The 20,055-nt window shown below is 60.3% G+C and carries 16 protein-coding genes; all 16 read right to left on the bottom strand.

Going from position 1 to position 20,055, the window contains the following annotated elements; translation table 11 throughout:
- Positions 1-8: 8 nt before the first annotated feature.
- The 16 genes from nuoH to QLG12_RS12875 all read right to left on the bottom strand — a co-directional run bounded on the left by nuoH (position 9) and on the right by QLG12_RS12875 (position 19,757).
- Positions 9-1,016 carry an NADH-quinone oxidoreductase subunit NuoH gene (nuoH, locus tag QLG12_RS12950; protein ID WP_007951460.1) on the bottom strand — a complete coding sequence of 336 codons (1,008 nt, stop codon included), beginning with the start codon at positions 1,014-1,016 and terminating at the stop codon, positions 9-11.
- Positions 1,013-3,727 carry an NADH-quinone oxidoreductase subunit NuoG gene (gene nuoG, locus QLG12_RS12945; RefSeq protein ID WP_282474638.1) on the bottom strand — a complete coding sequence of 905 codons (2,715 nt, stop codon included), beginning with the start codon at positions 3,725-3,727 and terminating at the stop codon, positions 1,013-1,015. Before nuoG ends, nuoH begins: the two co-directional genes overlap by 4 nt.
- A gap of 136 nt (positions 3,728-3,863) precedes the next feature.
- Positions 3,864-5,219 carry an NADH-quinone oxidoreductase subunit NuoF gene (nuoF, locus tag QLG12_RS12940; RefSeq protein WP_282474637.1) on the bottom strand — a complete coding sequence of 452 codons (1,356 nt, stop codon included), beginning with the start codon at positions 5,217-5,219 and terminating at the stop codon, positions 3,864-3,866.
- Positions 5,216-5,713 (bottom strand): NADH-quinone oxidoreductase subunit NuoE, encoded by a 498-nt coding sequence (gene nuoE, locus QLG12_RS12935; RefSeq protein ID WP_003223804.1) that lies wholly within the window; start codon positions 5,711-5,713, stop codon positions 5,216-5,218. Before nuoE ends, nuoF begins: the two co-directional genes overlap by 4 nt.
- Before the next feature lie 2 nt (positions 5,714-5,715).
- Positions 5,716-7,500: an NADH-quinone oxidoreductase subunit C/D gene (gene nuoC, locus QLG12_RS12930; RefSeq protein ID WP_115078470.1), complete on the bottom strand. Its 1,785-nt coding sequence runs from the start codon at positions 7,498-7,500 to the stop codon at positions 5,716-5,718.
- Between the two features lie 69 nt (positions 7,501-7,569).
- Positions 7,570-8,244 (bottom strand): NADH-quinone oxidoreductase subunit B, encoded by a 675-nt coding sequence (locus tag QLG12_RS12925; protein ID WP_007951456.1) that lies wholly within the window; start codon positions 8,242-8,244, stop codon positions 7,570-7,572.
- A 10-nt stretch (positions 8,245-8,254) separates the two neighbouring features.
- Entirely contained in the window at positions 8,255-8,668 is a 414-nt protein-coding gene (locus tag QLG12_RS12920; protein ID WP_003223812.1) for an NADH-quinone oxidoreductase subunit A, read from the bottom strand.
- 547 nt (positions 8,669-9,215) lie between these two features.
- Positions 9,216-10,541 (bottom strand): isocitrate lyase, encoded by a 1,326-nt coding sequence (gene aceA, locus QLG12_RS12915; protein ID WP_011334956.1) that lies wholly within the window; start codon positions 10,539-10,541, stop codon positions 9,216-9,218.
- Positions 10,542-11,017: 476 nt separating this feature from the next.
- The gene (locus QLG12_RS12910) at positions 11,018-11,770 is read right to left on the bottom strand and encodes a secretin N-terminal domain-containing protein (RefSeq protein WP_011334955.1); all 753 of its coding nucleotides are present in this window, start codon (positions 11,768-11,770) and stop codon (positions 11,018-11,020) included.
- A 132-nt stretch (positions 11,771-11,902) separates the two neighbouring features.
- Entirely contained in the window at positions 11,903-12,328 is a 426-nt protein-coding gene (locus tag QLG12_RS12905; RefSeq protein WP_007951452.1) for a GNAT family N-acetyltransferase, read from the bottom strand.
- Positions 12,321-13,496 carry a cupin domain-containing protein gene (locus tag QLG12_RS12900; RefSeq protein ID WP_064380698.1) on the bottom strand — a complete coding sequence of 392 codons (1,176 nt, stop codon included), beginning with the start codon at positions 13,494-13,496 and terminating at the stop codon, positions 12,321-12,323. The genes QLG12_RS12905 and QLG12_RS12900 overlap by 8 nt, the downstream gene beginning before the upstream one ends.
- Positions 13,497-13,582: 86 nt before the next feature.
- Positions 13,583-14,953: an adenylosuccinate lyase gene (purB, locus tag QLG12_RS12895; RefSeq protein ID WP_085712387.1), complete on the bottom strand. Its 1,371-nt coding sequence runs from the start codon at positions 14,951-14,953 to the stop codon at positions 13,583-13,585.
- A gap of 127 nt (positions 14,954-15,080) precedes the next feature.
- A complete protein-coding gene (hflD, locus tag QLG12_RS12890) occupies positions 15,081-15,704 on the bottom strand; it encodes a high frequency lysogenization protein HflD (RefSeq protein ID WP_197867452.1) in 624 nt (207 codons plus the stop codon).
- Positions 15,701-16,825 (bottom strand): tRNA 2-thiouridine(34) synthase MnmA, encoded by a 1,125-nt coding sequence (gene mnmA, locus QLG12_RS12885; protein WP_236194368.1) that lies wholly within the window; start codon positions 16,823-16,825, stop codon positions 15,701-15,703. The genes hflD and mnmA overlap by 4 nt, the downstream gene beginning before the upstream one ends.
- Before the next feature lie 59 nt (positions 16,826-16,884).
- Positions 16,885-17,331, bottom strand: a complete 447-nt coding sequence (locus QLG12_RS12880) for an NUDIX hydrolase (protein WP_236194369.1) — start codon at positions 17,329-17,331, stop codon at positions 16,885-16,887.
- 200 nt (positions 17,332-17,531) lie between these two features.
- Positions 17,532-19,757, bottom strand: coding sequence for an NADP-dependent isocitrate dehydrogenase (locus QLG12_RS12875; protein ID WP_282474636.1), 2,226 nt, complete (start codon positions 19,755-19,757; stop codon positions 17,532-17,534).
- Positions 19,758-20,055: the final 298 nt, after the last annotated feature.

Here is a 20,055-nt window from a genome sequence, read left to right as displayed (position 1 = left end):
TCAAATCCTCACTGAACCGCAACCGCAGGCGTGTTCCACAACACGATTGCAGCGGTCACCAGCAAATTGATCAGGGTCAGTGGCAGGCAGAATTTCCAGCTGAAATCCATCACCTGGTCATAACGCGGACGCGGGATGGAAGCGCGCAGCAGGATGAACAGCATGATGAAGAACGCGGTCTTCAGTGCGAACCAGACGAAGGACAGTTGCGGCAGGATGCCGAACGGACCGTGCCAGCCACCGAAGAACAGGGTGACCAGCAGCGCCGAGATCAGGATGATGCCGATGTATTCACCGACGAAGAACATGCCCCATTTCATACCGGCGTATTCAATGTGGTAACCGTCGGCCAGTTCCTGTTCCGCTTCCGGCTGGTCGAACGGGTGACGGTGAGTCACGGCCACGCCAGCGATGAAGAAGGTACAGAAGCCGAAGAACTGCGGAATGATGAACCACAGGTTCTGCGCCTGGTACTCGACGATGTCGCGCATGTTGAACGAGCCGACCTGCACCACGATGCCCATCAGGGCCAGGCCCATGAACACTTCGTAGGACACGGTCTGCGCCGAGGCACGCAAGCTGCCCAGCAGGGCGAACTTGTTGTTACTCGACCAGCCGGCGAACAGCACCGCGTAGACCGAAAGACCGGCCATGGCGAAGAAGAACAGCAGGCCGATGTTCAGATCCGCCACGCCCCAGGTCGGGGTGATCGGGATGATCGCGAACGCGATCAGCAGGGCGGACATGGCCACCACCGGCGCCAGGGTGAAAATCACCTTGTCGGCAAACGGCGGGGTCCAGTCTTCCTTGAAGAACATCTTCAGCATGTCGGCCGCGATCTGGAACATGCCGAACGGACCAACGCGGTTCGGACCGTAACGGTCCTGCCACCAGCCCAGCAGGCGACGCTCGACAAAGCTGAGCAACGCGCCTGCGACCACCACGGCCAGCAGGATCACGATGGCCTTGATGACCGTCAGGATCACATCGATCACTTCAGGGGTGAACCAGGTCATTGCGCTGCCTCCTGCAGACCATCAACGGATACGCCGGCGAATGCCGGTGGAATGCCGGCGATGCCCGCAGGCAATGCCACCAGACCTGCGCCCAGTTCTTCATCGATACGCAGCGGCAGGCGCAGGGTCTGACCGGCGACGTTGAGGCTCAGCAGTGCGCCGTCGTTGACGCCCAGGCGATCCGCTTCGGACTTGGCCAGTGCGACGTACGCAGCCGGAATGCGTTCCTGAACCGGAGCGGCTTTCGACGAGTTCTCGTCGCTGCCGAACAGGTGGTAGAACGGCACGGCTTGCCAGGTGCCCTGGGCCGGGTTGAACGCGCGCGGAACACTGGCGAACCAGTTCAGCGAATCACCGGTGCTTTCGATCAGGCGGGTGCCCGGATCGCCAGCGCGCAGGTGACCACCGACTTCGTCCTGGAACTTGTTCCAGGCTTGCGGCGAGTTCCAGCCCGGCGACCATGCAAAAGGAACCTGCTGACGCGGTTCGGCGGAGCCCGAGTAACCTTCCATCGAGAAGGCGAACGCGGTGTCCTTGTCTTGCGGGGTGCGTGGTTCGTGAACGCTGATGTCGGCGCGCATCGCGGTGCGACCGGAGTAGCGCAGCGGCTCACGGGCCAGTTTCAGACCCTTGATGCGGAACGAGGCGGACGGCGCGGCGTCGACGATACGGGCCAGTTGCAGCGTGCTCGAAGCAACGGCAGCGGTCACGTGGTCGAGTTGCGTCCAGTCGATCGGCTGGTTCAGCAGGGTGGCGCGCAGGGCGTGCAGCCAGCGCCAGCCTTCGTGGACCAGAATGCTCGCGTCCATGTATTGCGGGTCGAAAACCTGGAAGAAGCGCTGGGCGCGACCTTCCTGGCTGACCAGCGTACCGTCGCCTTCAGCGAAGCTGGCGGCCGGCAGAACCAGATGCGCGCGGTCGCTGGTGGCGGTCTTCTGATGGTCGGCAACGATCACCACTTTCGCAGCGTTCAGTGCCGCATCGACCTTGGCCTTGGCGGTACGGGTGTACAGATCGTTTTCCAGCACGACGATGGCGTCAGCCTTGCCGTCGATGACCGCTTGCAGTGCGGCATCAACCGACTCGCCACCGAGCATGGCCAGGCCGAGGCTGTTGGCTTCCGGCACGATCAGGCTGATCGAACCGTTCTTTTCGCGCAGCTTCAGGGCCTTGGCGATGTTCGCAGCCGCTTCGATCAAGGCTTTGGAGCCCAGCGAAGTACCGGCGATGATCAGCGGACGCTTGGCCGCGAGCAGGGCGTCGGCGATGCGCTTGGCCAGCTCCAGGGCTTCGGCGTCCAGACCTTCAACGGCAGGCGCGCTGGAGTCCAGGGCGTGAGCCACGGCGAAACCGATGCGGGCCAGATCGTCTGGAGCGGCGTGTACGCACTCTTCGGCGATGTCATCGAGCTTGGTTTCAGCCAGGCTGGCGATGAACAGCGGGTTCAGTTCGTGCTGACCGATGTTCTTCACCGCAGCGTCGAGCCAAGGCTGAACGCGCATGGCTTCGGCCATGTCTTCGGCCTTGCCTTTGACCGACTGACGCAGGGCCAGGGCCATGCGGGCGGCGGTCTGGGTCAGGTCTTCACCGAGGACGAACACGGCGTCGTGGTCTTCGATGTCGCGCATGTTCGGCACTGGCAGCGGGCTGTCTTTCAGCACTTGCAGGACCAGACGGATGCGTTCCAGCTCGGAGGCTTCGATACCGGAATAGAAGTGCTCGGCGCCGACCAGTTCACGCAACGCGTAGTTGCTTTCGAGGCTGGCACGCGGCGAACCGATACCGACGATGTTGCGACCGCGCAGCAGGTCGGCGGCTTTGTCCAGTGCAGCATCCAGGCCAAGTTTGGTGCCGTCGGCCAGCAGCGGCTGACGTGGGCGGTCGGTGCGGTTGACGTAGCCATAACCGAAACGGCCACGGTCGCACAGGAAGTACTGGTTCACCGAACCGTTGTAACGGTTTTCGATGCGACGCAGTTCGCCGTAACGCTCGCCCGGGGAGATGTTGCAACCGCTCGAGCAGCCATGGCAGATGCTCGGCGAGAACTGCATGTCCCACTTACGGTTGTAGCGCTCGGAGTGAGTCTTGTCGGTGAACACACCGGTCGGGCAGACCTCGGTGAGGTTGCCGGAGAACTCGCTTTCGAGGGTGCCGTCTTCAACGCGACCGAAGTACACGTTGTCGTGAGCGCCGAATACACCGAGGTCGGTGCCGCCAGCGTAATCCTTGTAGAAACGCACGCAGCGGTAGCAGGCGATGCAGCGGTTCATTTCGTGGGAAATGAACGGGCCCAGTTGCTGGTTCTGGTGGGTGCGTTTGGTGAAGCGATAACGGCGCTCGTTGTGGCCGGTCATCACGGTCATGTCTTGCAGGTGGCAGTGACCGCCTTCCTCGCACACAGGGCAGTCGTGCGGGTGGTTGGTCATCAGCCATTCAACAACACTGGCGCGAAACGCCTTGGATTCTTCATCGTCGATGGAGATCCAGGTGTTGTCGGTGGCAGGCGTCATGCAGGACATGACGATGCGACCACGGGTGTCGTTCTCGTCGGTGTACTGCTTGACCGCGCACTGGCGGCAGGCCCCGACGCTACCAAGCGCGGGGTGCCAGCAGAAATAAGGGATGTCGAGGCCCAGCGACAGACATGCCTGTAACAGGTTGTCTGCCCCGTCGACTTCGAGCGCTTTGCCGTCTACGTGGATAGTGGCCATGGTTCAAAGGTCTTCGTTGGCCCGGTGTCAGCGGGCGTGGCTAATGGAATCTTGTTATCCGTCCGAATCCAGTCAGCCCCTGAAGGCGTCATCGGACGAAAGGCGAAGGGCACGGACCCTTCGCCTTTTTAAGCGTTTACGCGCCGACTACGATCGGCTTCGCCAGAGGCGGGACGGCGGCGCTTGCAGGCGCGATACCGGCTTCGAACTCTGGACGGAAGTATTTGATGGCACTGCCCAACGGCTCCACGGCACCCGGTGCGTGAGCACAGAAGGTCTTGCCCGGGCCGAGGAAGTTGACCAGACCCAGCAGGGTCTCGATGTCACCCGGCTGGCCGCGGCCTTGTTCGATGGCCATCAGCAGCTTGACGCTCCATGGCAGGCCATCACGGCAAGGGGTGCAGAAACCGCAGGATTCGCGAGCGAAGAACTGCTCCATGTTGCGCAGCAGGGACACCATGTTGACGCTGTCGTCCACCGCCATGGCCAGGCCGGTACCCATACGGGTGCCCACTTTGGCGATGCCGCTGGCGTACATTTGTGCGTCGAGGTGTTCCGGCAACAGGAAACCGGTACCGGCGCCACCTGGCTGCCAAGCCTTGAGCTTGTAACCGTCGCGCATGCCGCCGGCGTAGTCTTCGAACAGCTCGCGACCGGTCACGCCGAATGGCAGTTCCCACAGGCCCGGGTTCTTGACCTTGCCGGAGAAGCCCATGAGCTTGGTGCCCATGTCTTCGCTGCCATCGCGGGCCAACGATTTGTACCAGTCCACGCCGTCGGCAATGATCGCCGGCACGTTGCACAGGGTTTCAACGTTGTTCACGCAGGTCGGCTTGCCCCACACGCCAACGGCGGCAGGGAAGGGCGGCTTGGAGCGCGGGTTGGCGCGGCGGCCTTCGAGGGAGTTGATCAGTGCGGTTTCTTCACCGCAGATGTAACGCCCGGCGCCGGTGTGGACGAACAGCTCGAAATCGAAGCCGCTGCCCAGGATGTTCTTGCCCAGCAGGCCCGCTGCCTTGGCTTCTTCCACGGCACGGTTCAGGTGCTTGGCGGCGGTGGTGTACTCGCCACGCAGGAAGATGTAGCCACGGTAGGTTTTCAGCGCGCGGGCGCTGATCAGCATGCCTTCGATCAGCAGATGGGGCAGTTGCTCCATCAGCATGCGGTCTTTCCAGGTGTTCGGCTCCATTTCATCCGCGTTGCACAGCAGGTAGCGGATGTTGATGGATTCGTCTTTTGGCATCAGGCCCCACTTCACGCCAGTGGGGAAGCCTGCACCGCCGCGACCCTTGAGGCCGGCGTCTTTCACGGTCTGGACGATGGCGTCCTGATCCATGTCGGCGAAAGCCTTGCGCGCAGCGGCGTAACCGTTCTTGGCCTGGTACTCGTCGAGCCAAACGGCTTCGCCGTCGTCACGCAGGCGCCAGGTCAGCGGGTGAGTCTCGGCCGAACGCTGGATGCGGTTGGCCGGACCGAAAGAAGTCAGGGTCATACGTAGCCCTCGAGCAGTTTGGCGACGCCGGCAGGCTGGACATCGCCAAAGGTGTCGTCATCGATCATCAGCGCCGGTGCCTTGTCGCAGTTGCCTAGGCAGCAGACCGGCAGCAGAGTGAAGCGACCGTCGGCGGTGGTCTGACCCAGGCCGATACCCAGGTTGTTCTGGATTTCGCTGACTACCGACTCGTGGCCACCGATGTAGCAGACCATGCTGTCGCAGACGCGAATGATGTGACGGCCGACCGGTTGACGGAAGATCTGGCTGTAGAACGTGGCCACGCCTTCAACGTCGCTGGCCGGGATGCCGAGGATCTCGCCGATGGCGTACAGAGCGCCGTCCGGCACCCAGCCGCGTTCCTTCTGGACGATCTTCAAGGCTTCGATCGACGCCGCGCGCGGATCTTCGTAGTGATGCAGCTCGTGCTCGATGGCCGAGCGCTCGGTTTCACTCAAGGTGAAACGGTCTGTCTGGATAAGCGTGCTGTTCATGCTTAGCGGTCCACGTCGGCCATAACGAAGTCGATACTACCCAGGTACGCAATCAGGTCCGCGACCATGCTGCCTTTGATCACCGAAGGGATCTGCTGCAGGTGGGCGAAGCTCGGAGTACGGATCCGGGTACGGTAGCTCATGGTGCCGCCGTCGCTCGTCAGGTAATAACTGTTGATGCCCTTGGTCGCTTCGATCATCTGGAAGGATTCGTTGGCCGGCATGACCGGGCCCCACGAAACTTGCAGGAAGTGCGTGATCAGGGTTTCGATGTGCTGCAGCGTGCGCTCTTTCGGCGGCGGCGTGGTCAGCGGGTGATCCGCCTTGTACGGGCCTTCCGGCATGTTGCGCAGGCACTGGTCGATGATCTTGACGCTCTGGCGCATCTCTTCGACGCGAACCATGCAGCGGTCGTAGGCATCGCCGTTGGCGGCCAGCGGTACTTCGAACTCGAAGTTCTCGTAACCGGAGTACGGACGCGCTTTGCGCAGGTCGAAGTCGCAACCGGTGGAACGCAGACCGGCACCGGTGACGCCCCATTCCAGGGCCTCTTTGGTGTTGTACTGGGCAACGCCGATGGTACGACCCTTGAGGATGCTGTTCTGCAGGGCGGCCTTGGTGTATTCGTCAAGGCGCTTCGGCAGCCATTCAACGAAGTCTTTCACCAGTTTTTCCCAGCCGCGTGGCAGGTCATGAGCGACGCCGCCGATGCGGTACCAGGCCGGGTGCAGACGGAACCCGGTGATGGCTTCGATCACCGTGTAGGCCTTCTGACGGTCGGTGAAGGTGAAGAACACCGGAGTCATGGCGCCGACGTCCTGGATGTAGGTACCCAGGAACAGCAGGTGGCTGGTGATCCGGAAGAACTCGGCCATCATGATGCGGATGACGTCGACCTTCTCGGGCACCTTGATGCCGGCCAGCTTCTCGACCGAGAGCACGTACGGCAGGTTGTTCATCACGCCGCCGAGGTAGTCGATACGGTCGGTGTACGGAATGAAACTGTGCCAGGACTGACGCTCAGCCATCTTCTCGGCGCCACGGTGGTGGTAACCGATGTCCGGAACGCAATCGACGATTTCTTCACCGTCCAGCTGCAGGATGATGCGGAACGCACCGTGCGCCGAAGGGTGGTTCGGGCCCAGGTTGAGGAACATGTAGTCCTCGTTCGGGCCGGAGCGCTTCATGCCCCAGTCTTCAGGACGGAAACGCGCGGCTTCTTCCTCGAGCTGTTGCTTGGCCAGGTTCAGGCTGAACGGATCGAATTCGGTGGCGCGCGCCGGGAAGTCCTTGCGCAGCGGGTGACCTTCCCAGGTCGGCGGCATCATGATGCGCGACAGGTGCGGGTGACCTTTGAAGTCGATGCCGTACATGTCCCAGACTTCACGCTCGTACCAGTTGGCGTTCGGCCAGATGCTGGTGACGGTCGGCAAGCTGAGGTCGCTCTCGGACAAGGCGACCTTGATCATCACGTCACTATTACGTTCCAGCGACATGAGGTGATAGAACACGGTGAAATCGGCACCGCTCGGCAGCCCTTGACGCTTGGTGCGCAGACGCTCGTCCACGCCGTGCAGATCATAGAGCATGACGTACGGCTTGGGCAGATTGCGCAGGAAGGTCAGGACTTCGACGAGCTTGGCGCGAGCCACCCACAGCACCGGCATGCCGGTGCGGGTCGGCTGAGCGGTGAACGCTTCGGCGCCAAAACGGTTGTTCAGTTCGACGACCACATCCTGGTCGTCTGCCTTATAAGGCGGGATGTACAGAGCACTGCCTGTAGTCATGGTTATTTTTTCGCTTTCGGTCAACGTAAAGAATGAAGCCAGCTTCTCGTTTCTTTGAAACAGACTGGATCAGACTTCGTCAGGGCTGCGCAGGTTAGTGACTGCGATTCGCTGTTCGCGGCGCTGTTCCTTCTGCGAAGGCATGTCGGCGCGATAGACGCCTTGATCGCCAACGACCCAGGACAGTGGGCGACGCTCCTGGCCAATGGATTCCTGCAGCAACATCAAGCCTTGCAGAAATGCTTCTGGACGGGGCGGGCAGCCAGGTACGTAGACGTCAACGGGCAGGAACTTGTCCACCCCCTGAACCACGGAGTAGATGTCGTACATGCCACCGGAGTTGGCGCACGAACCCATGGAGATAACCCATTTCGGCTCGAGCATCTGCTCGTACAGGCGCTGAATGATCGGCGCCATCTTGATGAAGCAGGTCCCGGCGATAACCATGAAGTCGGCCTGACGCGGTGATGCCCGGATAACTTCGGCGCCGAAGCGCGCGATGTCGTGGGGCGCCGTGAAGGCGGTGGTCATTTCCACGTAGCAGCACGACAGACCGAAGTTGTACGGCCACAGGGAGTTTTTACGCCCCCAGTTGACCGCGCCACTCAGCACGTCTTCCAGCTTGCCCATGAAAATGTTTTTGTGGACTTGATCCTCTAACGGATCGGAAACGGTTTCCCGCTGGCCGATCGGATACTGCTCGTTAGGAGCATCGGGGTCGATTCTGGTGAGATTGTATTGCATTGCCAAAGCCTCATTGTTTCAGCTTCGCCTGCCGCTTGCGACGAGCTTCCGGAGCCCAGTCAAGGGCGCCCACTCGGAACAGGTAGACAAGACCTGCCAACAGAATTGCTATGAAAACGAGAGCTTCGACGAATCCGGTCCAGCCGCTTTCGCGGACGGACACAGACCATGCAAAGAGAAAGAGGGCTTCGATATCGAAGATCACGAACAGCATCGCGACCAGATAGAATTTGGCTGAGAGCCGCAAGCGGGCGCCACCGGTAGGTAGCATGCCGGACTCGAACGGTTCGTTTTTGCTGCGGCCCCAGGCTTTTGACCCGAGGAGGCTGGAGACGCCGAGCATGAAGGCACACAGGCCGACTACACCCAGAAGGAAAATGGCAAAGCCCCAGTTGTGGGCCATGAGTCCTGTCGCTTCGGGCATGCTGGAAATCCTTAACAGAGAGCAAAGGTCTCTGAGCTTGATAAAGAAATAAGGCAGTGACGATATGTCGCAGCAATCAATCGCGCTGATTTTATGGCTAAACACCCGGCAAGTAAAATTCCTATAGCGAAATTATTTATTGGAATAAGGACATAGCGCACCTCGAAGGGCCCGCAGCCCATGCGCTGCGGGCATTAGCCGGGATTTCACGAATTATGTTTTGTAGGAAATGTAACGAACATAGTTGTCGCTAAATGATAATTGATATCGTTTGGAGTGATTGGGTAACTGTTTAACGGGTCAGTAGTCGGGAAGTTGTCTTATATCCGCGTTACTGCAAGTAGCGGCGGCGCCCGTTTTAACCGATTTTTGCGGTGCGGATACCGCTCTGGATCAATGTTTCGCCTGACAGGCTGTGCCATTTCCTGAGGTGCCCGGAAAAGCGCAGGCAAAAAAAACGCCCCGAACCAGTCGGGGCGTCAGTTTTTCGGCAGTGCGGTTAGCTTTCTATACGGTCCGCAAAGGCCGTTCGCTCAGACGAAGTCGATCAGTGGAACTGTTCTTCTTCGGTCGAACCGGTCAGTGCGGTCACCGAGGACGTGCCGCCCTGGATCACGGTGGTCATGTCGTCGAAGTAGCCAGTGCCCACTTCCTGCTGGTGAGCCACGAAGGTGTAACCCTTGGCGGCGTCAGCGAATTCCTGCTCTTGCAGCTTCACGTAGGCAGTCATGTCGTTGCGGGCGTAGTCGTGCGCCAGGTTGAACATGCTGTGCCACATGTTGTGAATACCGGCCAGGGTAATGAACTGGTGCTTGTAACCCATGGCGGACAGTTCGCGCTGGAACTTGGCGATGGTCGCGTCGTCCAGGTTTTTCTTCCAGTTGAAGGAAGGCGAGCAGTTGTACGACAGGATCTGGTCCGGGTATTCCTTCTTGATCGCTTCAGCGAAACGACGGGCTTCGTCCAGGTCTGGTTTGGCGGTTTCGCACCAGATCAGGTCGGCGTACGGCGCGTAGGCCAGGCCACGGGCGATTGCCTGGTCCAGACCTGCACGAACCTTGTAGAAACCTTCCTGGGTACGGGTGCCGGTCACGAACGGCTGGTCGTACGGGTCGCAGTCGGAAGTCAGCAGGTCGGCAGCGTTGGCGTCGGTACGAGCCAGGATGATGGTCGGTACGCCGGCAACGTCGGCAGCCAGACGGGCAGCGGTCAGCTTCTGCACGGCTTCCTGGGTTGGAACCAGCACCTTGCCGCCCATGTGGCCGCATTTCTTCACGGAAGCCAGCTGGTCTTCGAAGTGAACGCCGGCGGCGCCTGCTTCGATCATGCTCTTCATCAGCTCGTAGGCGTTCAGTACGCCGCCGAAACCGGCTTCAGCGTCAGCCACGATCGGCGCGAAGTAGTCGATGTAGCCTTCGTCGCCCGGGTTCTTGCCGGCTTTCCACTGGATCTGGTCGGCACGACGGAACGAGTTGTTGATGCGCTTGACCACGGTTGGAACCGAGTCCACCGGGTACAGCGACTGGTCCGGGTACATCGATTCGGCGGAGTTGTTGTCCGCAGCGACTTGCCAGCCCGACAGGTAGATCGCCTGGATACCGGCTTTAACCTGCTGCACAGCCTGGCCGCCGGTCAGGGCGCCCATGCAGTTGACGAAGTCTTTCTCTGGGCGGAAGGACGGCTTGGCACCCTGGGTGACCAGGTTCCACAGTTTTTCGGCGCCCATTTTTGCAAAGGTGTGCTCTGGTTGAACCGAGCCACGCAGACGGACGACGTCAGCAGCGGAGTAATTGCGAGTCACGCCTTTCCAGCGCGGGTTTTCAGCCCAGTCTTTTTCAAGGGCTGCAATTTGCTGTTCGCGTGTCAGTGCCATGGAGATAAACCTCGTCGCGTCTTTATGAAAAGTTGTTCTGCGGTGGAAAATTCCTTGCGCTCGCTGACCAGAAGCTTAGGTGGTCAGGTCGGGTTCGGCGGGGCAGGCGACGGGATGAACGATGGGCTCGAGGGGAAGTGAGCAGGTAAAGGCGAACTGGCGGGCGCATTCGGGCGTCGTGGGCCTTTATACGAACTACAGTGTAGAGCCGGGTTACCTAATTACGCTTCCGTCCCTCGGGACAACTTCGTTCCAGTCGGCAACCTCGTCAAACACACCTTGTGGGCGGTACAGACACGAAACGGCTCGCGGGGATGGTTGCGAGCAGCGCTTCGAAGGCCCTTGCCAGGGCCTCTGATTAGCGGGAGCGAGGCCATCATGCCTTCGCTTTTTTGGCTCGTCAAACGTTTTGTAGTGCTTTTTTTCAAGCACTACATCTTTCGTCTAATACGACTAATCAGTCAGTTTTCGGTGCTTTAGTCCAGCGTGTCGACTTTCACTCGCAACGTCATGTCATCCCGGCCTTGAGTCGAGTAGCTGCGGGCCAGGCCCTGTTTGTCGGCCTGGGTCTGGCGATTCACGCCGGCGAGGGTGATCCATTCGCCCAGGCGTCCGGTGACGGTTGTGTCGGTGCTTTGTACGTTCACTACATCGGGACGTTCCTGGCTCATGCGGTCACGGTTAGTACTGATGGCCAGGTGAACGGTTTCGCCGGTGACGCTGGCGGTGACGTAAAAGCCCTGGGTGACGTTGCGATATTGCGTCTGGCTGCTGTAATCGCCGTAGGAGTTGGTCTGGCTGCTGGTGATCGGCACGCTCTGGCCGACCTGGATCAGTGCCGGTGCACCTTCGCTGGCCTGAATTTGCTGAATGCCGCCGTCACGGCTGGCGGTGCTGCGGCTGATGATGCGGGTTTGCGCGCCATTGACCGAATAGCCTTCATCGCCACGACCGTTGTTTTCGTTGGTGTCGACCGTGATCAGCAGGCGCTTGGGCGCGGTGTCGAGCTGCGAGAGCAGGTCCTTGAGTTCTTGAATCTTGCCGGGCTCGGCCTTGACGATCAGTTGGTTGCCATAGGCGCTGACCTGGCCGTCCTTGCCGATGAAGTCCTGAGCCACTGGCAGCATGTCGGCACTGGTGTGGTACTTGAGGGGCACGATTTCTGTGGCTGCCATCACCGAAAAACTGCAGCCGAGCAGCAGGGTGGTGAGCAGGGTGCGTAGGGACATGTCCGTTATCTCCGCTTTCGAAAGGCTTGATATTGCCAGTTTGTCGGCCCGGGGTGGGGCAAGTTGAATCGTAGACAGCAAAACGCCCCGGCATCGTGAGATGGCGGGGCGTTTTGCGTGTTACGTGATCGTTCAGGCCGAATGACGAACCATGTCGACATGCGGAATCCCGGCCTCGAGGAATTCCTCGCTGACCAGGTTGAAACCCAGACGCTCATAGAACGCCGTGGCCTGAACCTGGGCACTGAGCATCTGCTGCTTCAGTCCGCGTGCTTCCGCTTCGGCAATCACCGCTTGCATCAGCGCATCGCCAACCTTCAAGCCACGCCAGTCCTTCAGCACCGAAACCCGGCCAACATGCCCGTCGGGCAAGAGGCGGGCGGTGCCGATCGGAAAGTCGCCTTCGAAAGCCAGGAAATGCACCGCCGTGGCATCATCGGCGTCCCACTCAAGCTCGGGTGGAACCGATTGTTCGGCAATGAACACCGTTTCGCGAATGCGGCGGATCTCGGCGTTGTCCTTTTGCCAGTCTGCAACACGTACGCGAATCTTATTCATCGTCGGCGAACCCCAGGCTTCCCTGTTTGACCAGTTCGCACAGCAGGCCGCGACCATCTTCGTCGCTCAGCCAGTCACCGAGGTTGTCGGTGTGCAGGGCGTCGGCGGAGCAGATCAGCTTCAGCAGTTCGCGCAGCTTGCCCGGCAGGTAGCGGCTCTGGCCGCTGGCGAACAGCAGCAGATCGTCATCGACGTCCGACCACGCCAGGCGCGCGCTCGGGTTGCGGATCAGGATGGCGCCGTCTTCGAGCGCGCCAAGAAGGTCTTCTTCCTCGACTTCTTCCGGACCGACCACCAGCTCTGGATAACGCGGCTCGGTCATGTACTGGCCGAACCAGGTCAGCAGCAGGCGTTCGTCGCTCATGTGCTCGGCGAGCAGCGCTTTCAGGCGGCCGAGGGCATCGTGCTGGATCTGATGCGGGTCATCGCTGACCGGTTTTGCATCGGCGTCGGTATAACGCTCTTCGTCAGTCAGGAACTGGCTGAGGAAGTCGGTGAAGTGGGTCAGCACTTCAGCGGCGCTCGGTGCGCGGAAGCCGACCGAGTAGGTCATGCAGTCATCAACGGCAACGCCGCAGTGAGCCAGGCGCGGCGGCAGGTAGAGCATGTCGCCGGGTTCCAGGACCCACTCTTCAGTCTCGTGGAATTCAGCGAGGATGCGCAGGTCTGCGTGTTGCAGCAGCGGGCTTTCGGAGTCGCACATCTGGCCGATTTTCCAGTTGCGCTTGCCGTGGCCTTGCAGCAGGAACACGTCGTAGTTGTCGAAGTGCGGGCCGACGCTGCCGCCCGGAGCGGCGAAGCTGATCATCACGTCGTCGACGCGCCAGCTCGGCAGAAAGCGGAAGTTTTCCAGCAACTCGCTGACTTCCGGCACGAACTGATCAACCGCCTGCACCAGCAGGGTCCACTCACGTTCCGGCAGTTTGCTGAATTCGTCTTCGGCGAACGGGCCGCGGCGCAGTTCCCAGGGACGCTCGCCGTGCTCGATCACCAGACGCGATTCAACTTCTTCTTCCAGGGCCAGGCCGGCGAGTTCGTCGGCGTCGATCGGGCTTTCAAAATCAGGAAACGCCTGGCGGATCAGCAGTGGTTTTTTCTGCCAGTAATCGCGCATGAACTCGCGCGCCGTAAGACCACCCAGAAGTTGAAGAGGAATATCGGGATTCATATGTAACCTATTGAAAAAAAGCATTTTTCAGACGGGAATAAAAACGCCCGGCGCGGCCGGGCGTCTCAAGCGGGTCAAGCAGTCGATCAGATGCGTTTGGCTTGCGCTACAGCGTTGCCGATGTAGTTGGCCGGGGTCAGTTGCTTGAGCTCGGCTTTCGCAGCGGCCGGCATGTCCAGGCCATCGATGAAAGTCTGCAGTGCTTCTGGGCTGATGCCCTTGCCGCGCGTCAGTTCTTTCAGCTTCTCGTAAGGGTTTTCGATGTTGTAGCGGCGCATCACGGTCTGGATCGGCTCGGCCAGGACTTCCCAGCAAGCGTCCAGATCGGCAGCGATCTTGTCAGCATTCAGTTCGAGCTTGCTGATGCCTTTGAGACTGGCTTCGTACGCGATCACGCTGTGGGCAAAACCCACACCGAGGTTACGCAGCACGGTGGAGTCGGTCAGGTCGCGCTGCCAGCGGGAAATCGGCAGTTTGCTCGCCAGGTGCTGGAACAGTGCGTTGGCGATGCCCAGGTTGCCTTCGGAGTTTTCGAAGTCGATCGGGTTGACCTTGTGCGGCATGGTCGACGAACCGATTTCGCCGGCGATGGTGCGCTGCTTGAAGTAGCCCAGGGAGATGTAGCCCCAGATGTCACGGTCGAAGTCGATCAGGATGGTGTTGAAGCGCGCAATGGCGTCAAACAGCTCGGCGATGTAGTCGTGCGGCTCGATCTGTGTGGTGTACGGGTTGAAGGCCAGGCCCAGCTCGTCTTCGATGAAGGCGCGGGCGTTGGCTTCCCAGTCGATCTGCGGGTAGGCCGACAGGTGAGCGTTGTAGTTGCCGACAGCACCGTTGATCTTGCCCAGTAGCGGAACGGCAGCGACCTGAGCGATCTGACGCTCGAGACGGTAAACCACGTTCGCCAGCTCTTTACCCAGAGTGGTCGGCGAAGCCGGCTGGCCGTGGGTGCGCGACAGCATTGGCACGTCGGCGAAGCGCAGGGCCAGTTCGCGGATGGCGTTGGCAGTCTGGCGCATCAGCGGCAGCATCACGTCGTCACGGCCTTCGCGCAGCATCAGGGCGTGGGACAGGTTGTTGATGTCCTCGCTGGTGCAGGCGAAGTGGATGAATTCGCTGACCTTGGCCAGCTCCGGCAGCTTGGCCGCCTGCTCCTTGAGCAGGTATTCGATCGCTTTGACGTCGTGGTTGGTGGTGCGCTCGATCTCTTTCACGCGCTCGGCGTGCTCCAGCGAGAAGTTTTCGGCCAGTTCGTTCAGAACGGCGTTGGCTTCGGCGGAGAAGGCTGGCACTTCCGGGATGCCGGCGTGAGCGGCCAGGCGCTGGAGCCAGCGCACTTCAACCAGAACGCGGGCACGGATCAGACCGTACTCGCTGAAAATTGGGCGCAGGGCCTGGGTTTTGCCGGCGTAGCGGCCGTCAACAGGGGAAACCGCAGTGAGCGAAGAGAGCTGCATGGGGTGTTCTCGGACAGTCGGGCAACGAAATGGGGCGCGTATCATACATGAAAAAATCCGCCGGTCCGTCGCCAACTGACCGGCGTATTACGCGTTACAGACTACAAAGCTTTTGTTGCGTGGTGATTTACTCGCTGCGCATCAACGGATACAGCTCTTTGAGCAATTTGCGCCGGCTGATGACCAACTGCCAGCGATGACCGCCGAGCTGACGCCACAGGCGGGCCGAACGAATGCCGGCGAGCAGCAGGGCGCGGATCTTCGAGGCATTGCTCGGCTGCTGCAGGTTGCGCATGTCGCCATGTACCTGAATGCGTTGGCGCAGTGTGCTCAGGGTGTCCTGATACAGCGCGCCGCAGGCCGCGATCACGTTTTCGTGGGCCGGGCCGAAATGCTCGACCTGCGACTGGATCTGCGGCAAGCGCTTGCCGATCACGTCGAGCATGTCGTCGCGCTTGGCCAGTTGTCGCTCTAGACCAAGCATCGACAACGCATAGCGCAGCGGCTCGCGCTGCAAGGTGCTCGGATCGCGCTCAAGGGCACCGATCAGCGCGCGGTAACCCTCGCGCAGGTTGATATCGTCGCCGCCGTAAACATCCAGCGTGTCTTTCGGGTCGCGAACCAGCAGGCTGCCGAGCATGCAGCTCAGGCCCGCTTCGTTGGTCTGGCCGGTCTTGGCGATCCGGTCGACCAGCACGGCGGCGAGAAACACGCCGCCCAGAGCCGTCAATTGCTCCTGAGTCGGGCTCATGCCTGTCCGCTCCACGGCTCGGCGACTTCGATCACGCCGCCACCGAGGCAGATTTCACCGTCATAGAACACCACCGACTGACCCGGCGTGACCGCGCGTTGCGGCTCGTCGAACACGGCGCGATAGCCGGTTTCGGTTTTCTCAAGGGTGCAGGCTTGATCGCTCTGGCGATAGCGAACCTTGGCGGTCAGTCGCAGCGGCTGGCTCAAATCGATCGGATTGACCCAATAGATTTCCGAAGCGAGCAGGGCGCTGGAAAACAGCCACGGATGGTTGTTGCCCTGACCGACGATCAACTCGTTGGTGTCCAGATCCTTGCGCAGCACGTACCACGGCTCGTCGCCGGCGTCTTTCAGGCCGCCGATCCCCAGGCCCTGGCGCTGACCGATGGTGTGGTACATCAAGCCGTGGTGACGGCCGATGACTTCGCCTTCGGTGGTCTTGATCTCGCCCGGTTGCGCCGGCAGGTATTGCTTGAGGAAATCGCTGAAGCGCCGCTCACCGATGAAGCAGATTCCGGTGGAATCCTTCTTCTTGGCGGTGGCCAGCTCGTATTTCTCGGCAATGGCTCGGACCTGCGGTTTTTCCAGCTCGCCGACCGGAAACAGGGTCTTGGCGATCTGTTCGCCGCCGACAGCGTGCAGGAAGTAGCTTTGATCCTTGTTCGGATCCAGGCCCTTGAGCAGCTCCGTGCGGCCGTCGATGTCGCGGCGGCGCACATAGTGACCGGTAGCGATCAGGTCGGCGCCGAGCATCATGGCGTAGTCGAGGAACGCCTTGAACTTGATCTCGCGGTTGCACAGGATGTCCGGGTTCGGCGTGCGGCCGGCCTTGTATTCGGCCAGGAAATGCTCGAACACGTTGTCCCAGTACTCGGCGGCGAAATTCGCGGTGTGCAGCTTGATACCGATCTTGTCGCACACGGCCTGGGCATCCGCCAGATCGTCCATGGCGGTGCAGTATTCCGTTCCGTCGTCTTCTTCCCAGTTCTTCATGAACAGGCCTTCCACTTCATAGCCCTGCTCGATCAGCAGGAGAGCGGAAACGGAAGAGTCCACGCCGCCGGACATGCCGACAATGACGCGCTTCTTGGATGTGTCAGAAGGGGCTGGATCACGCATAGGGATTCAATGAGTGTCTTGAAAAAGGACGCGATTCTATCAGGCTCACGGCCTCAAGGCTAAAGGGAAGGGCGGATCAGTTCGAGGCCGAAGCGATTGCCGGCCAGATAATCATCGATGCAGCGGATGATCAGCTCGCTGCGCCAGTTGTCGCGCTGGGCCAATAATTCGTCGCGGGTCAGCCACTTGGCGCCGACGATGCCGTCGTCCAGCTGATATTCCGGGTGATGTTTTACGGCTTTGGCACTGAAGCACACGCGCTGGTAAGTCACGCCGTTGCTTGGCGCGGTGTACAGATAAATGCCGACCACGGCGGTGGGCTCGACGTCCCAGCCAGTTTCTTCGAGAGTTTCGCGCACGGCGGCTTCGATCAGGGTTTCGTCCGGATCCAGATGGCCGGCCGGCTGATTGAGCACGTTACGCCCGGCCTTGTGTTCCTCGACCATCAGGAAACGACCGTTGTCCTCGACGATGGTGGCGACGGTGATGTGGGGGAGCCAGTCCATAAGTCGTCCTCAATTTTCCAAATCTTGAAACACTATCCCTGTGGGAGCTGGCTTGCCAGCGATAGCGGTGGATCAATCACCCTGATTGTTGGCTGATCGGCTGCCATCGCTGGCAAGCCAGCTCCCACAAGGGTTTGTGTTGTCTTCAGAAACACAAACCCCGGCACGGGGCCGGGGTTTGTGATGTTCCCTTTACAACCTTATACCAGCGCAGCAATCGCCGCGTTGAAGGTTGCGCTTGGGCGCATGGCCTTGCTGATCAGCTCGGCATTGGCGTGGTAGTAACCGCCGATATCCACTGGCTTGCCTTGAACGGCGTTGAGCTCGGCGACGATGGTCGCTTCGTTCTCGGTCAGGGTCTTGGCCAGAGTCGCGAACTGCGCTTGCAGTGCAGCGTCTTCGGTCTGGGCGGCCAGAGCCTGTGCCCAGTACATCGCCAGGTAGAAGTGGCTGCCGCGGTTGTCGATGTTGCCGACTTTGCGCGATGGCGACTTGTTGTTGTCGAGGAACTGGCCAGTGGCCTGGTCCAGAGTCTTGGACAGAACCAGCGCTTTCGGGTTGTTGTAGTTCACACCCAGGTGCTCGAGAGAGGCGGCCAGGGCCAGGAATTCACCCAGCGAATCCCAGCGCAGGAAGTTCTCTTCGACCAGTTGCTGCACGTGCTTCGGAGCCGAACCGCCAGCGCCGGTTTCGAACAGGCCACCACCTTTCATCAGCGGTACGATCGACAGCATCTTGGCGCTGGTGCCCAGTTCCATGATCGGGAACAGGTCGGTCAGGTAGTCGCGCAGTACGTTGCCGGTCACCGAAATGGTGTCCTTGCCTTCGCGGGTGCGTTGCAGGGTGTATTTCATGGCATCGACCGGCGCCATGATCTGGATGTCCAGGCCGGTGGTGTCGTGATCCTTCAGGTAAGCCTGAACCTTCTCGATCACTACGCCGTCGTGGGCGCGCATCGGGTCCAGCCAGAAAATGGCTGGAGTTGCGCTTGCACGAGCACGGTTGACGGCCAGTTTGACCCAGTCCTGGATCGGCGCGTCTTTGGTCTGGCACATGCGGAAGATGTCGCCGGCTTCAACAGCCTGTTCCATCAGCAGGGTGCCTTTGCTGTCGGTCACGCGAACCACGCCGTCGGCCTTGATCTGGAAGGTCTTGTCGTGGGAACCGTATTCTTCAGCTTTTTTAGCCATCAGGCCAACGTTTGGCACGCTGCCCATGGTGGTCGGATCGAAAGCGCCATTGGCTTTGCAATCTTCGATCACGGCCTGGTAGATGGTGGCGTAGCAACGATCCGGGATCACGGCCTTGGTGTCGTGCAGCTGGCCGTCGGTGCCCCACATCTTGCCGGAGTCACGGATCATGGCCGGCATCGAGGCGTCGACGATAACGTCGCTCGGCACGTGCAGGTTAGTGATGCCTTTGTCGGAGTTGACCATCGCCAGCGACGGACGAACGGCGTAGACCGCTTGAATGTCGGCTTCGATCTGGGCTTGCTGCTCGGCCGGCAGGGATTTGATGCGGGCGTACAGGTCGCCGATGCCGTTGTTCAGGTTGAAGCCGATTTCGGCCAGCACGTCGGCGTGCTTGGTCAGGGCGTCCTTGTAGAACTCGGCAACGATCTGGCCGAACATGATCGGGTCGGAGACCTTCATCATGGTGGCTTTCAGGTGAACCGACAGCAGCACGCCTTGTTGCTTGGCGCTGTCGATTTCAGCGGCGATGAACGCGCGCAGGGCCTTTTTGCTCATCACGGAGCAGTCGAGGATCTCGCCCGCCTGAACGGTGGTCTTTTCTTTCAGGACAGTCGCGGTGCCGTCTTTGGCGATCAGTTCGATCTTCACGGCGTCAGCGGCGTCGATCAGGACAGCTTTTTCGCTGCCATAGAAATCGCCGGTGCTCATGTGAGCGACATGAGACTTGGAGTCTTTGGCCCAGGCGCCCATTTTGTGCGGGTGCTTGCGAGCGTAGTTCTTGACCGACAGCGGCGCACGACGGTCGGAGTTGCCTTCACGCAGAACCGGGTTCACGGCGCTGCCCTTGACCTTGTCGTAACGCGCCTTGGCTTCTTTTTCGGCGTCGTTGGTCACGGTTTCCGGGTAGTCCGGCAGGTTGTAGCCCTGGGCTTGCAGTTCTTTGATCGCGGCTTGCAACTGCGGAACCGAAGCGCTGATGTTCGGCAGCTTGATGATGTTGGCTTCAGGCGTAACGGCCAGGTCGCCCAGTTCGGCGAGGTGGTCGGCTACGGCTTTGTCGCCCAGTTGCTCGGGGAAGCTGGCCAGAATGCGTGCTGCAAGAGAGATATCGCGGGTTTCCACGGCGATATCGGCCGAGGCGGTGTAAGCCTCGATGATCGGCAGCAGGGAATAGGTGGCGAGGGCTGGAGCTTCGTCGGTGAAGGTATAGATGATCTTCGAGCGGGTGGGCATATTCGGATTAACTCTCTCTTCTTTGCTAAAGCGTGCGCAGAAACTCGAGGGGCGCCGGGTAAGCGCGTTCGTTCAAAGTCATCCATGAACCGAATGTCGAGAATCTTCGCGGTGATGTTGGGTGCATCAGTAGAGCGTCAAGCAGTCGGACTGCGGTAACAACCCGACCAATCAGGCGGAAAGTCTCGTGCTAGAGAGGCCAGCCGTCGTGACCCTGTGGTCAGCGGGCGGCATTATACATAGGTAGCTGGCAATCTGCCGATGGTTCATATGCAACGATTCTCGTCCATTGGTCTAA

The organism is Pseudomonas sp. V88_4, assembly GCF_029967985.1.
Taxonomy (GTDB): Bacteria; Pseudomonadota; Gammaproteobacteria; order Pseudomonadales; family Pseudomonadaceae; genus Aquipseudomonas; species Aquipseudomonas glycinae.
The sequence above is the reverse complement of the archived record's forward strand: the minus strand, read 5'-3'. Positions and strand labels throughout refer to the sequence as shown.

Coding starts and splice junctions, on each gene's coding strand:
- nuoC (WP_115078470.1), bottom strand. CDS start 7,500: ATGACTACAGGCAGTGCTCTGTACATCCCGCCTTATAAGGCAGACGAC.
- mnmA (WP_236194368.1), bottom strand. CDS start 16,825: ATGCGTGATCCAGCCCCTTCTGACACATCCAAGAAGCGCGTCATTGTC.
- QLG12_RS12880 (WP_236194369.1), bottom strand. CDS start 17,331: ATGGACTGGCTCCCCCACATCACCGTCGCCACCATCGTCGAGGACAAC.
- aceA (WP_011334956.1), bottom strand. CDS start 10,541: ATGGCACTGACACGCGAACAGCAAATTGCAGCCCTTGAAAAAGACTGG.
- QLG12_RS12925 (WP_007951456.1), bottom strand. CDS start 8,244: ATGCAATACAATCTCACCAGAATCGACCCCGATGCTCCTAACGAGCAG.
- QLG12_RS12875 (WP_282474636.1), bottom strand. CDS start 19,757: ATGCCCACCCGCTCGAAGATCATCTATACCTTCACCGACGAAGCTCCA.
- nuoH (WP_007951460.1), bottom strand. CDS start 1,016: ATGACCTGGTTCACCCCTGAAGTGATCGATGTGATCCTGACGGTCATC.
- nuoG (WP_282474638.1), bottom strand. CDS start 3,727: ATGGCCACTATCCACGTAGACGGCAAAGCGCTCGAAGTCGACGGGGCA.
- QLG12_RS12905 (WP_007951452.1), bottom strand. CDS start 12,328: ATGAATAAGATTCGCGTACGTGTTGCAGACTGGCAAAAGGACAACGCC.
- QLG12_RS12910 (WP_011334955.1), bottom strand. CDS start 11,770: ATGTCCCTACGCACCCTGCTCACCACCCTGCTGCTCGGCTGCAGTTTT.
- nuoF (WP_282474637.1), bottom strand. CDS start 5,219: ATGACCCTGACTTCTTTCGGTCCGGCCAACCGCATCCAGCGTTCGGCC.
- purB (WP_085712387.1), bottom strand. CDS start 14,953: ATGCAGCTCTCTTCGCTCACTGCGGTTTCCCCTGTTGACGGCCGCTAC.
- QLG12_RS12900 (WP_064380698.1), bottom strand. CDS start 13,496: ATGAATCCCGATATTCCTCTTCAACTTCTGGGTGGTCTTACGGCGCGC.
- hflD (WP_197867452.1), bottom strand. CDS start 15,704: ATGAGCCCGACTCAGGAGCAATTGACGGCTCTGGGCGGCGTGTTTCTC.
- QLG12_RS12920 (WP_003223812.1), bottom strand. CDS start 8,668: ATGCCCGAAGCGACAGGACTCATGGCCCACAACTGGGGCTTTGCCATT.
- nuoE (WP_003223804.1), bottom strand. CDS start 5,713: ATGAACAGCACGCTTATCCAGACAGACCGTTTCACCTTGAGTGAAACC.